At 54.5% G+C, this 13,234-nt stretch carries 10 protein-coding genes; 7 read left to right on the forward strand and 3 right to left on the reverse strand.

Translation table 11 applies throughout. The features are described from left to right. Window positions 1–96 precede the first annotated feature (96 nt). Together selD and mnmH are read left to right on the forward strand one after the other, a co-directional pair. Window positions 97–2,406, forward strand: coding sequence for a selenide, water dikinase SelD (gene selD, locus VB741_RS16655; RefSeq protein ID WP_323366313.1), 2,310 nt, complete (start codon window positions 97–99; stop codon window positions 2,404–2,406). A 75-nt stretch (window positions 2,407–2,481) separates the two neighbouring features. Beyond that, window positions 2,482–3,519 (forward strand): tRNA 2-selenouridine(34) synthase MnmH, encoded by a 1,038-nt coding sequence (mnmH, locus tag VB741_RS16660; RefSeq protein ID WP_323366314.1) that lies wholly within the window; start codon window positions 2,482–2,484, stop codon window positions 3,517–3,519. Window positions 3,520–3,835: 316 nt separating this feature from the next. On the opposite strand, the gene VB741_RS16665 is transcribed toward mnmH, so the two are convergent. Both VB741_RS16665 and VB741_RS16670 read right to left on the reverse strand, forming a co-directional pair. After that, entirely contained in the window at window positions 3,836–5,503 is a 1,668-nt protein-coding gene (locus tag VB741_RS16665; protein WP_323366315.1) for a B12-binding domain-containing radical SAM protein, read from the reverse strand. A 143-nt stretch (window positions 5,504–5,646) separates the two neighbouring features. Next, the gene (locus tag VB741_RS16670; protein ID WP_323366316.1) at window positions 5,647–6,663 is read right to left on the reverse strand and encodes a type I glyceraldehyde-3-phosphate dehydrogenase; all 1,017 of its coding nucleotides are present in this window, start codon (window positions 6,661–6,663) and stop codon (window positions 5,647–5,649) included. 443 nt (window positions 6,664–7,106) lie between these two features. Here VB741_RS16670 and murC point away from each other — a divergent pair, with 443 nt between their 5' ends. The 4 genes from murC (at window position 7,107) to VB741_RS16690 (ending at window position 10,587) form a co-directional block, all read left to right on the forward strand. Next, entirely contained in the window at window positions 7,107–8,558 is a 1,452-nt protein-coding gene (gene murC / locus VB741_RS16675; protein WP_323366317.1) for a UDP-N-acetylmuramate--L-alanine ligase, read from the forward strand. A gap of 32 nt (window positions 8,559–8,590) precedes the next feature. Further along, window positions 8,591–9,496 carry a UDP-N-acetylmuramate dehydrogenase gene (gene murB, locus VB741_RS16680; protein ID WP_323366318.1) on the forward strand — a complete coding sequence of 302 codons (906 nt, stop codon included), beginning with the start codon at window positions 8,591–8,593 and terminating at the stop codon, window positions 9,494–9,496. A 148-nt stretch (window positions 9,497–9,644) separates the two neighbouring features. Continuing rightward, entirely contained in the window at window positions 9,645–9,989 is a 345-nt protein-coding gene (locus tag VB741_RS16685; RefSeq protein ID WP_323366319.1) for a YbaB/EbfC family nucleoid-associated protein, read from the forward strand. Between the two features lie 130 nt (window positions 9,990–10,119). Beyond that, window positions 10,120–10,587, forward strand: a complete 468-nt coding sequence (locus VB741_RS16690) for a low molecular weight protein-tyrosine-phosphatase (protein WP_323366320.1) — start codon at window positions 10,120–10,122, stop codon at window positions 10,585–10,587. Window positions 10,588–10,750: 163 nt separating this feature from the next. Here the strand turns inward: VB741_RS16690 and VB741_RS16695 are convergent, their stop codons facing one another. Continuing rightward, entirely contained in the window at window positions 10,751–11,290 is a 540-nt protein-coding gene (locus VB741_RS16695) for a hypothetical protein (RefSeq protein ID WP_323366321.1), read from the reverse strand. A gap of 251 nt (window positions 11,291–11,541) precedes the next feature. Between VB741_RS16695 and VB741_RS16700 the strand changes: the two genes are divergently transcribed. Continuing rightward, window positions 11,542–13,182 (forward strand): FAD-binding domain-containing protein, encoded by a 1,641-nt coding sequence (locus tag VB741_RS16700; protein WP_323366322.1) that lies wholly within the window; start codon window positions 11,542–11,544, stop codon window positions 13,180–13,182. Window positions 13,183–13,234 lie beyond the last annotated feature (52 nt).

The raw sequence follows: 13,234 nt of genomic DNA on the forward strand, positions 1-13,234 counted from the left end.
AGGAAAAAATCACCCATCCTCCAGGGTTTTCTGTTATCTCTAATGGGCGCGGCTGGTACCGTTGAGAATTGCCCCGTTATAGACATCCCAGGTAGCATGCAGGCCGCAAGATCGATTCATACGGATTTATTTTTTGTCGGGGGCGGACACACCCATGCCATTGTGCTACGGAAAATTGGCATGGGGGGGCTGCCCCCAGGGGTAAGGCTGACGCTGATTACTAACCTGGTGGATACCCCCTATTCAGGTATGTTGCCCTGTCATATCTCGGGGCTGTACGACTTTGACCAGTCCCACATCGATCTGCGGCCCCTCACCCGGTTTGCCAACTGCCGGTTGATCATGGATGAGGTGGTGAATATTGATGCGGATCAGCAGCTCATCCACTGCCGCCACCATCCGCCCATGGGTTACGATGCCCTTTCAATTGATATTGGGAGTACGCCGGGAACGGTGGCGGTGCCAGGGGCTAAGGAGTATGCCATTGCAGCCAAGCCGGTGCCCCATTTACTGCGGGCTTGGCACACCTATTTGCAAAGCCTAGAGGGGGCGGAATCCGCCACCATTGGCATTGTGGGCGGCGGGGTGGGGGGAGTGGAACTGGCCCTCAATATGCAGGTGCGGCTGCAGCAGCTGGTGGGGCAGGGGACGGAGGTACATATATTCCATCGGCGGGGCCAGTTGGCCACGGGGCGTAGCCGTGCCACCCAGCGTCAGTTGGCTCAGATTTTTCGCGATCGCAATATCCACACCCACCTGTCAGAATCCGTCTGTGCCCTGGAGCCCTTGGCCCCTGACTTGGCAGCTGCACCGGGCCTAGGCCCCTGCCCAGAAAAAGTTCAGGTGTGCTGTGAGTCAGGGTTGCGGGTGCAGTGCGATCGCGTGTTCTGGGTGACCAATGCCAGCGCGGCCCCCTGGCTGGCCCACACCGGTCTGACCACGGACAAAGACGGCTTCATTTTGGTCGGAGATACCCTCCAAACCCTTTCCCATGCCAACGTATTTGCCGTGGGGGATGTGGCCACCATGGCGAACCATCCCCGACCCAAGGCTGGGGTGTTTGCCGTGCGTCAGGGGCCTCCCCTCTATCACAACCTGCAGCGCTACCTGTCGGGGCAGCCCCTCAAGCCCTTTAAGCCCCAGCGTCAGTTCCTCAACATTATCGATCTTGGCACCGGGGGGGCCATTGCCTCCCGAGGGCGGTGGTCGGCCGAGTCCATCTGGTTTCGCCGCTGGAAACATAAAATCGACGCCAATTTTATGGCGCTGTTTGAGCGATTTCCAGCCATGGAGAGCAGCGGCCCCCAATCATCGCCAAAATTATCGGCCTCGGCCCCATCCCAGGGAACCATGGCCCCCCCCTGTGCGGGATGTGGGTCAAAAGTCAGTAGCTCGGTGCTGAGCCGTGCCTTAGGTCGGGCTAGGGCAGATTTTCCCCAGATGGATCAGTGGCCTAACCCAGTGCAGGTGGGGCTGGAGACCCCCGATGATGCGGCGGTGGTGGCGTTACCGGCAGGTAAGTTGGCAGTCCACACCGTAGATCAGTTTCGCGCCCTAGTGGACGACCCCTATGTCTTCGCCCAAATCTGTGTCAATCACTGCCTGAGTGACCTCTATGCCATGGGGGCCACCCCCCAAACCGTGCTGGCCCTGGCCACCTTACCCTATGGCACAGATGCCATCCAAACCGAGACCCTGTATCAGCTGATGTCCGGGACCTACCGCGCCTTGGCCCCGTCCCAAACCTGGCTGGTGGGAGGCCATACCACCGAAGGGCCAGAGCTGTCCCTAGGCTTTGCCTGCAACGGATGGGTGGCTCCGGACCAGGTGTTAACCAAGCAAAATCTGCGCCCTGGCCTCAGTCTGATTTTGACCAAGCCCCTAGGGACTGGAGTGCTGTTCACTGCGGATATGCAGCGGGCGGCCAAGGGCCGTTGGATCGACACTGCCGTTGCCAGTATGGTGCAGTCCAACCATTTGGCCGCCCAGTGTTTCCGTGCCCATGGTGTCGTGGCCTGTACTGATGTCACGGGGTTTGGTCTGTTGGGCCATTTGAATGAAATGCTGCCTCCGGGGCAGGGTCTGGGGATGACCCTGAGTCTAGACACCTTACCCGTGCTACCGGGAGTTGAGGCTTGTTTGGGATGGGGCTATCGCAGTTCCCTCCACCAGCGTAATCAACAGATCGAACGCCAACTACACAATGCCCAGGCCCATGGGACCCACCCCCTCTATCCCCTATTATTTGACCCCCAAACGTCGGGCGGTCTGTTGGCGGCCATTCCCCAATCAAATGCCAGTCACTGTTTAGCGGCCCTACAGCGCCAGGGATATGTCCATAGCTGTGCCATTGGCGATGTGGTCCCTGTGGTCGGGGGGCAAGGACCTTTTACAATCAAAGGGTGATATAACTAGGCGTTAAGCCCCGTGGGGATGCCCTGGTTTTTAGGGTTTTGAGTTTTTTCTTTACGCAATACCACGGTGACCCAGCTACTCCCTATTGATGATTTCTGGCAGGCCCAGGGGCCAATTTTGGATGTCCGTAGTCCGGGAGAGTATGGCCAAGGCCATTTGCCCAGTGCCGTGAGCTTTCCCCTGTTTTCTGATGCAGAACGGGCGCAAGTCGGGACCTGTTACAAACAGCAGGGTAAGGAGACGGCCATTGAGCTGGGTCTGGAGCTGGTGGGGCCTAAAATGGTCAAGCTGGTAAAGCAGGCCAAGGCCTTAGCGCCTGAACGCCAGGTGCGGGTCCACTGCTGGCGGGGGGGGATGCGCAGTGGGTCCGTAGGCTGGCTGTTGGAGACCAGTGGTTTGGAGGTCAGCCTGCTGGCCGGGGGGTACAAGTCTTTTCGGCAATGGGTGAGGACCACCCTGGCCACCCCTCGATCGGTGATTGTAGTCGGGGGCATGACTGGCACCGGTAAAACCGATATTCTCCATGCCCTTAAAGGCTTAGGGGAACAGGTTTTAGACTTGGAAGGCTTGGCGAACCATCGCGGCAGCAGCTATGGTGCCCTCATGATGCCTCCCCAGCCCAGTACGGAGCACTATGAAAATCTGATTGCTGAGCAGTGGGTGGGGTTTGACCCGCACCGCACCGTGTGGATTGAAGCGGAAAGCTCTCAGGTGGGGACCTGTCGGGTGCCGCCGGAAACCATGGCCCAGATGGAAGCGGCCCCTACCCTGGAGGTGATTCGTTCCAAGGCCGAGCGTTTAGAGATCTTGGTGGATGTTTATGGTCAGGCTATGCCAGCGGAGCTAATTGCCGCTACGGAGCGCCTACAAAAGCGCTTAGGGGGGCTGCGTACCCAGGAAGCTGTGGAACATATTAAGAGGGGTGAACTTGCCGCCGCTGCCGCCATTATCTTGATGTACTATGATCAGACCTATCGTCATGACTTAGTTCGTCGCGGCAAAGACATCCTTACCATTGATGTATCCCAGATGTCAGCTTTACAGGCGGCACAGTCTTTGAGATATAAAGTAAGAACATGGAATTGGCTCCCAGCTCCTCCTTAATTAGGTCTGGAAAGTGTGATGTAAGAAGCCTTTTTACGTTTGTGTGTTTGAACTCTTGATCTTTATCTAGGCTTTGGGCTGATTGATTATGAGCTACCTCTACTACGTATTGCCTGCTGCTGCAACCTTTTTAATTGCAATTTCCGCGTTTTTTAGGGATACAGCTGCTTCAAAGACGAGTGTCATCAATTGGGTATTTATCGTTGTGACTACCGTCTTGTGGCCCATTACCCTGCCATTTATCCTTTGGAAAAAGATATCGTCGGTGCTTTTTACTCAAAGCGTCTATGCTGGGCTGCATTCAAGCGAAGCCACATCATTTAGTCGATGAGCCACTGAGTCTGGGCTCGTCCATGTGATGTTCAGCATCTTGTAAATGCTTGATTAGGGTGGCCTTGGGCAGGGGGCCTTCTAGGTGGTCCCAAGGTAGTGGCTGATCTGTCGGCCAGTCTGCATGGACATAAAAGTCTAGGGGGGGCAGTTTCCCCTTCAGTTCTTTGAAGGCACGGCGATAGCTGCCTAGGGAGTCGCCGTAGTAACGGGTGAGTTCTAAGAGCTGGCTAATGCGGCGATCGCCTCGGGAAATTAGGGTTTGAATAACAGACCAGCTATAGCTTTCGGGTCTAAAGTCGATGCCCTGCGATCGCAAAGCCTTTTGCAAAAATTTTAGGCGTTTTTCAGCCTTTGAATTTACGCCGTACCACTGAAATGGCGTATGGGCCTTGGGCACAAAGGTGCTGCAGCCGAGGGTGAGGCGTAGACCCTGAGCCGCTTTTTTAAGCTGTAACATCATGGCGGCGGTGGCCTCCAGGTCCGCCTCAGTTTCGCCAGGGATTCCCGCCATGCCATAGAGCTTGACGCTGCTCAACCCGCCTGCTTTAGCATTGACCACAGCCTTTTCGATATCAGCGGTGGCCAGTTTTTTATTAATGGTTTCCCGCACCCGTTCCGAGCCACTTTCCACCGCAATGGTGATGGATTTGGTGCCATGGTGGACCAGGGTTTTGGCCAGTTTTTCATGCACAGTGTTAGTGCGGACAGAGGCAATGCTCAAGCGCACATCGTCGTAGGCCGGTTGGTTGATGTAGTCTAATAGGTCATCAAATTCTGGGTGTTGGGTGACCGATGCCCCGAGTAACCCCAAGCGTTTGGTCACCCGTAGCCCCCGCTCGATGGCGGGAATCAGGGATTCATCCAGGCTAGCGGTACGAAACGGCAGGGTCAGGTAGCTGGCCAGGCAAAAGCGACACATTTCTGGGCAACTGCGCACCACTTCCACCATAAAAATATTTTCCCAGGCGGCTTTTTCGGTGACCACGGTGGAGGCCAGTAGCACATTGCCCCGGTAGGTTTGTTTTTTCACTAGGGCCGGTACGCCGTTGGCGGGTTCCACCCGGCTCAGGGGACCGGTGGGGGTGTCGTACACCGGCTGATACAGGCTAGGGATGTAGATGCCGGGGACTTGGGCCAGGGCCAATAGCTGGGCCGGGCGGCTGGCGGACCGGACCGACTGATAGGTGTCAATAAAGGTGGGAATCAGATCTTCCCCATCCCCTAGCAGCACCACATCGAAGAAGTCGGCGAAGGGTTCGGGGTTAGCGGTGAGGACGGGGCCGCCGCCAAAGATGAGGGGGTGATGCTGGGTGCGATCGCAACTCCGGATGGGAATCTGCTGCTGCTCTAGCAGATTCAAAATATTGATATAGTCCAATTCCCACGACACCGAGAACCCCATCAGCTCAGGATCGGCGGGCAGGCTATCGGCAGTATCAGTAAACAAACGACCCACGGCCAGATCCCGACGCTGGGCCAGCATCGCCCAAATTACCTGGTAGCCCAAGCTAGTAATGCCAACCGTATATTCATTGGGAAAGGCAAACACCACCGGAGTAGCATCGGCATTGGATGCAGTGGGGGTAAAAAGCAGGCGTTCTGCTGAAAAGACAGAGGAGGCGGTCAAAGTATAGATTTGGCCCCATGGCATAGGGCAATGACTAAAATCACGGATATTTCTGGCCGAGTATGCCCATATCCTAATGTATTAAGCAGACAGATTAAAAAAGCTCCCAGGCACCTCAGTCCCTGGGAGCTTGTTAGCGAGTGAAGAGACTCACTTACCCACGTCACTTAGCCAGGCCACTTAGCCGCAACAAGCTCAGCTAGGTCAACAACACGCTGGCTGTAACCCCACTCGTTGTCATACCAAGCAACAATCTTAACCATGTCACCATCCATCACCAAGGTGAGGCTGGAGTCAACGATGGAAGAATCATCGGTTTTCCGATAGTCAATGGACACTAGGGGCTCTTCGGTATAGCCTAGAACACCCTTCATGTGCCCCGCAGCAGCGGACTTCAGGACCTCATTGACTTCTTCTTGGATGGTCTTTTTCTCCACCTGAACCACTAAGTCCACAACAGATACGTTGGGGGTGGGTACACGCATGGCAATACCGTTCAGCTTGCCCTTCATGGCAGGGATCACCAAGGCAACAGCCTTGGCCGCACCGGTGGAGGTGGGAACGATGTTAATGGCAGCGGCCCGGGCACGACGCAGGTCGCGGTGGCTAGCATCTAGAATGCGCTGGTCGCCAGTGTAGCTGTGGGTGGTGGTCATGGTGCCTTTGATGATGCCAAAGGAATCGTGAATCACCTTAACCACTGGGGCTAAGCAGTTGGTTGTGCAGCTAGCGTTGCTAATAATGGGGTTCTTCCCATGAACATAATCGTCGGAATTAACGCCGATAACATAGGTATCGATGTTGGCACCCTTTCCGGGGGCCGTAATCAGCACCTGCTTAGCACCCGCTTCGAGATGACGACCAGCGCCTTCTTGGCTGACAAAAACACCTGTAGATTCAATCACTAGGTCAATGTCCCAAGCACCCCAGGGAAGATTGCTGGGGTTACGGTCAGAACAACACTTGATAGTCTTATTACCGACGGTAATTGTGTCGTCGGTAAAGGTTACATCTTCATCCAGACGACCCAGCAAGGAGTCATACTTGAGCAAATGACAGGCTGTTTTAGGATCGGAAGTGTTGTTGATAGCAACAATATCGAAGCCTGAATTTTCTCTGGTCAACCAACACCGTAGGAAGTTACGTCCAATACGTCCAAAACCGTTGATAGCTACTCTAATCACTGCGCTTACCCTCTGTCGTACAACTGCGTCAAACTAGCGTTTGCATGTGCAAACCCAATGATATCCCATTGCCTGGACCACCTGAGGTCAGAAGTGCCACAGTCAAATCTGTGGGATCAGTTAACCCCGAAGCCCAAACAATTGGATGATCGTCCTACTGTTGAGATTAAGTATAATTGCTCACGGTATTGGCTTACAAGTCCGTCTTGGGAATACCTGAATAAAATTCTGATAAACCCTACAGGGGGCTGATCCCCAGGGAAAGATCCGGCGGGCTGAGGGATTTTGAGTTGATTGTTGGGTAGGAATACGCGATTAGCTACGTGAAAGGTTCAGTTCAGCTGCGCAAAACGATGGAGGCTGATGGTCGGATGTATAGCCATCCCATAAATTCCTGGTATTATACGCCTGAAATATCTGTATGTGGTGTGTGAGGTGAGTTTATGCCAAGGGCAGTAGATTTTAGTGGCAGGCAATTTCACTTTATTGGTATTGGTGGTATTGGGATGTCAGCCTTGGCCTATGTCTTGGCAAAGCGGCAACTCCCAGTGTCTGGGTCTGACCGGCGCTTAACCCACATTACCCGACGCCTTCAGGACCATGGGGTGCGCATTTTTTGGAGCCAAGAGGCGGAAAATATTGCCCAGGTAACCCGCTCCAATTCTGAAAACACTCGGATTTTGCCTCAGGTGGTCTGTTCTACGGCCATTGGTCCGAGCAATCCTGAATATAAGGCGGCCCTGGATGCGGGCTGTCCCATGTTCCATCGATCTGACATTTTGGCGGCGTTGATGAATGACGCCCAGGGGATTGCGGTGGCGGGGACCCATGGCAAGACCACCACCAGCAGCATGGTGGGCTATTTATTGCTGAAGGCCGGGATTGATCCATCCATTGTGATCGGCGGTGAGGTGGCGGCTTGGCAGGGGAATGCCTATGTGGGTACGAGTGACTATATGGTGGCCGAGGCGGATGAGTCCGATGGCTCCCTGGTCAAGCTGTCAGCTGCCATTGGCATCATTACTAATATTGAGCTCGATCATCCCGATCACTACAGCACCTTGGAGGAAGTCGTTGGAATTTTCCAGCACTTTGCCACCCAGTGTGATGTGGTGATTGGCAGTGCAGATTGTGAGACGGTGCTGCGGCAAATTCAGCCTAAGGTGACCTATAGCCTGCGCCAGGAGTCGGGGGCTGACTACATTGCCACGGATATATGTGAAACGGCCCAATGCACCACCGCTGAAATTTGGGAGCGGGGGGAGCGGCTGGGGACGTTACGCCTGCCTATTTTGGGGCGACACAATCTGAGTAATGCCCTGGCGGCCATTGCTGTGGCTCGTCGGTTAGGGGTAGAATTTGGTGCGATCGCAACCATCATGACCACCTTTGGCGGTGCTAAACGCCGGTTTGACCATCGCGGCTATCACAACAATATTCTGTTTGTCGATGACTATGCCCACCACCCCAGCGAAATTAAAGTTACCTTAGCAGCGGCCAAGATCAAAAGCTCCGAGGTGTTGCCTAATGTCAGCCAACGGCGGGTGGTGGCTGTGTTCCAGCCCCATCGCTACAGTCGCATTACCACCCTGCTCCAGGAGTTTGCCACGGCCTTTGCCGATGCGGATCAGGTAATTGTCACCGATGTCTACAGTGCCGGAGAGGCCAATGCCTCGGGTATTACAGGGGAAGATATCACCAGTACCATTGGCGAGCACCATACCCAGGTGACCTATGGAGCCACCCTAGACGACGTGAAATCTAAACTGGCGGACATTTTGCAACCCGGCGATCTGGTGATTTTCCTCACGGCGGGCAACTTAAATCAGGTGATTCCAGAGGCCATGGAGTACCAAGCCCACCAGGCTGAAAAAGCTGCCCTGACCAGTGTTTAGGATGACCCCACACCACCGTTCAAATGTCCTCAATGGAAATACAACTCACCAGTACAGGCTGTGTCGCTAAGGCTCAGTTTTCCCTGGCCAATCTGACCACATTTAAGGTGGGTGGCCCCGCCGAGTGGTTTGCTGCCCCCAAAAGCATCGATGAGCTTCAGGCCTGTGTCCAATGGGCCGGGGCTGAAGGGTTACCCATCACCCGGTTGGGGGCGGGGTCTAATTTACTGATTAGCGATCGCGGGTTACCGGGGCTAGTAATCTGTACCCGCTATTTACGGCACATAGAGTTTGACGAAACGGGGGGAGTGACCGTTGCTGCAGGCATGCCCATGGCCACCTTGGCCTGGAAAGTGGCCAAGCGCGGTTGGGCCGGTCTCGTTTGGAGCGTGGGAATTCCGGGGACCGTGGGAGGGGCCGTCGTGATGAATGCCGGTGCCCACGGCAGTGATACCCAGACCATTTTAGTCAGCACCCAAGTTCTCAATCCCGATGGGTCTTTAGAAACCCTCACCCCCGACCAGCTGCAGTTTAAGTACCGCACCTCGATCCTGCAAGCAGATTCACGGATCGTCACCCAAGCCACTTTCCAGTTAGAACCCGGTCATGATCCAGCGGAGGTGCGGGCCGAGACCGCTGCAGATTTAGAACAGCGTCGCACCACCCAGCCCTATCATCTACCCAGCTGCGGCAGTGTGTTTCGCAACCCCCAACCGAAAAGTGCTGGCTGGCTGATCGAACAATCTGGCCTGAAGGGATATAAAGTGGGCCAAGCCCAAGTGGCGGAGCGCCATGCCAACTTTATTCTGAACTGCGGTGGGGCCACCGCTAGCGATATTTTCAACCTAATTCGTCATATCCAAGGCATTGTGGAAGACAAGTGGTCCCTACAGCTGAGACCCGAAGTGCAAATTTTAGGAGACTTTCAAATGGTTTAAGCAAAGGCCTTGGGGGAGTCGATCCTGGGCCATGGCCGCCATACTCCAAATCGAGTGCCCAGCATCAGTACCTCTGACCAATGATTGCAATTCCTGTCAAGGCGACGTATAGTTTGACAGTTAATTTAGTAAAATCAGGCCGCCAGTTATGAACAAAGGGCAAGGTTTTGGCTTCGGTCTTGGAAAAATGAAAGAGCTGAGCGAAGCGTTTAAAAAGGCTCAGCAGGTTCAAGAGGGAGCGAAGAAACTCCAGGAAGAGCTTGAACTGATGGAAATTGAAGGCCAGTCAGGTGGTGGCTTGGTTAAGGTCGTTCTAAGTGGAAACCAGGAACCCAAGCGGGTTTCCATTTCCCCTGAGGCGATGAATGAAGGTCCCGAGGTGCTTTCTGACCTGGTGTCAGCCGCCATGCGCGATGCTTATCTGAAGTCGACGGAGACCATGCGTGAGCGGATGGAGGAGTTGACCGGTGGCCTACAGCTGCCAGGGTTGTAACTCGCTCGAACTGAGGTTGACCTGAAGGCGATTAGCGGATTAGCCGCTGATCGCCTTTGACATGGCTGCTTTTTGTGCTCTAGGTTGCTGTATTTCTGTGTTCCGTTTTTCTGCTGAGTGAGTTTCTGCGATGACAACCCGACTGTTGTTTGTGTGCCTAGGAAATATCTGCCGTTCTCCATCAGCGGAGAACATCATGAACTATTTGCTAGAACAGCGAGGTCTGCAAACACAGGTGAGTTGTGACTCCGCAGGGACATCCAGCTATCACATCGGTAGCCCCCCCGACAGTCGCATGGCAGCGGCGGCTAAAAAGCGGGGCATTAAGCTGGTTGGTCGGGCGCGGCAGTTTACCGTCGATGACTTTGAGCAGTTCGATTTGATTTTGGCGATGGATGATAGCAACTATCGCAATATTTTGGCCCTAGCCCCATCGGAACAGTACGCAGCCAAGGTGAAACGCATGTGCGATTTTAGCCATGATTATCCCGACCGCGAGGTGCCCGATCCTTACTATGGGGGCACCGATGGGTTTGACTATGTGATTGGTTTACTGATGGATGCCTGTGATGGGCTACTTCAGGAGATTGCAGTTTGAGGTTAAGGGGGCAGGTCATCAAGGCATCAGACATTGAACCCTGGGTCTGGGGAAATTAGATCTGGAGTGAAGTCTCAATTTTGGGTTTTGTTTGGGTTTTGAAGGTTGAGTCTGGGGATGCTCAAACCGCAAAACTGAGACTTCAAGCTCAATGGCATCTGAGCTATTTTCGAAAAACAAAGTCATAGCCTTGGTAACTCTCCCCATCGTAATTGACAACAAACCAAGTATCTGGGTCGAAGGCCAGGGGATAGGCTTCGTCTTGTTTGGGTTGATGGGCTTTGGACAGGGTGCAATAGGGCGGAGCGATGGCTTCGTGGATGGCGGCCCGGGAAGTCTCCTGGGGGATGGATAGAAATTGAGTCAGCTGGTCGCGGGAAAGACGCTGGTCGGCATTGAGCATCGATTGACAGGTGGGGGCGATGGCAGCGGTTCGGTTAAAGAGCCCTGGCTGGATGGACTCTTGCTGGGTGGGTTGGGGGGATAGGGACATGGAGAAGCGGGGCCATAGATCTTTGGGGACGAGGGCTATGGCCGATAGGGCGATACTGCTCAGGATCCAGGCTAGGGGTGGCTGAGAACGATGTGTCCTGGGCCTTCTGGGGGGATGGGCTGGGGGTGGCTGAGGGGAAACTGGCTGATGGGTTGGAGCATGTTGGGTTCGAGCATGTTGGCTGGGAACACCCAGAGGGGAATGAGTCATGGTACAAACGTTCTAGAGACTGTGGATTTATGATAGTACAAATTTAGTTCATATGTACTATTTATTTGATGGATTTGTACTGATTTTGTACTAAATTTGGTCAGCTGTTAGGCCAGCCAGTCAGAAACTTTCTATGATTGAACAGGAATTGATTGAAGTGGGGATTGCCATGGCTGGAGCTCCTGGTGTTGCTCCTGGCAGTGTTTTTTCCGGTGGTCTGTATGGAACTTAAGAGAAGGGTCCGGTGAGTGATGGTGGGCCTAACGCTGGTGTGGTTTCGCCGCGATTTGCGGACCTCTGATCATGAGCCTCTATATCGGGCGGCCAAGCGTGGAGCCGTTATCCCAGTTTTTGTGTTTGATCGGGCGTTGCTGCTGCATCCTGAGACGGGGGCGGCTCGGGTGGCGTTTATGGTGGACTGTCTACGCCATCTTGACCAAGACCTGCGGCGTCTGGGGGGACGATTAATTTTGCGCCAGGGGGATCCGGTGGAGGTGTTGCCCCAGCTGATTGTTGCTACCCAGGCTGATGGTATTTATTGCCATACCGACTGTGAGCGCATTTATGGTCGGGTGCGCGATGCCAAGCTGACTCAGGTGTTAGCTGAGCGGCAGATGAAAATTCGTTGGTTTGAGCCCGCCGCTAGCAGTTCTGAGCTGATGGCCTATCCCCAGTATCGTCAGTGGTGGTACCAGGAGATGGTGACCCCGATGGTACCGGCACCCCCTCGGGTGGAGGTGCCGACCGACTTGGTGAGTGATCCTCTGCCTGACTTGGCTCAGTTGGGGCATCGGGCCGATGGAAAACCGTTGCCTACGGGGAGTACCCAGGCGGCGCGTCAATTGCTGCAGCGATTTCTGGTGGAAAAGGCCGAGCGCTATTATTGGCAGCTGTCTTATCCCAGTGCTGAAGTGACCACCGGGCTGAGTCCCCATATTAAATTTGGTGTTATTTCCGTGCGCGATTGCGTACAGACTATCCAACGGGCGGAGGATCGGGGTGATCAGCGGGTGCAGCGGAGTTTTTATCAGCTGATTTCCCGACTGCGGTGGGGGAATGGGTTTACTCAGCGCTTTCGCTATTTGCCTCAGCTGGAGTTGCGATCGCTCTATTGCCTGTTTGACGAAGACGGCTGGGAGTTTGACGACGGGTTGTACCAGGCTTGGCAGCAAGGGGAAACCGGCTTTCCCATAGTGGATGCGGCGGCCCGCTGTCTTCAAGCCACAGGCGGTTACCTAGCCCTTAACTTTCGGACCAGGGCCATCTATGCCAGCTTTCTGAGCAATCTGATGGGTATGGATTGGCGCTATGGGGCGTTACACTTTATGCGCCACCTGATTGACGGAGACTGTCCGATTGATCATTATCAGTGGGCAATGCAGGCTGGGGTGACCCATTGTTTGAATAAAACCTGGACTAGGATTTATAACCCCCAGCAGGTGGCGGTGGACCGCTGTGATCCGGAGGGGGCATTTATTAAACGCTGGGTGCCGGAGCTGGCCCATCTGTCTCCAGGACAGCTAGGGACACCGCCGCCCACCCCAGGCTATCCAGCTCCGATTTTGAACTATCAGCAGATGCGATCGCAGCGGGTACGCCAGCTGGAGCAGCAACGGAGTCAGTTGTTGACCAGCGATAATGTTGTGCCCTACCTGGGACGGTTACCGGACGACGTGACGCCTTTCGGTGCTGAGCGCTATGGTAGTGACGTCGGCTGGGCAGCGGTTAAATCTCCCAAGTTATTCCCAGCCCCGCTAGATCTAGACAGTCTGGAGCCCAAGCAACATCTCGACTTGCGTACATGGTTTGTGGCCCATGGCAGGATAATATCGGCCAAAAATCGTCAACCAAAAACGTTATCGTCAGATGTGGACCAGTTGAGTTTGTTATAGAGCCAGAAATGGCATCCCTGTACCTGCATGCCCCGGAAAAGTAGCGTATGCT

Origin of the sequence: Leptothoe sp. PORK10 BA2 (genome assembly GCF_034932105.1) — a bacterium.
Taxonomy (GTDB): Bacteria; Cyanobacteriota; Cyanobacteriia; order Phormidesmidales; family Phormidesmidaceae; genus Leptothoe.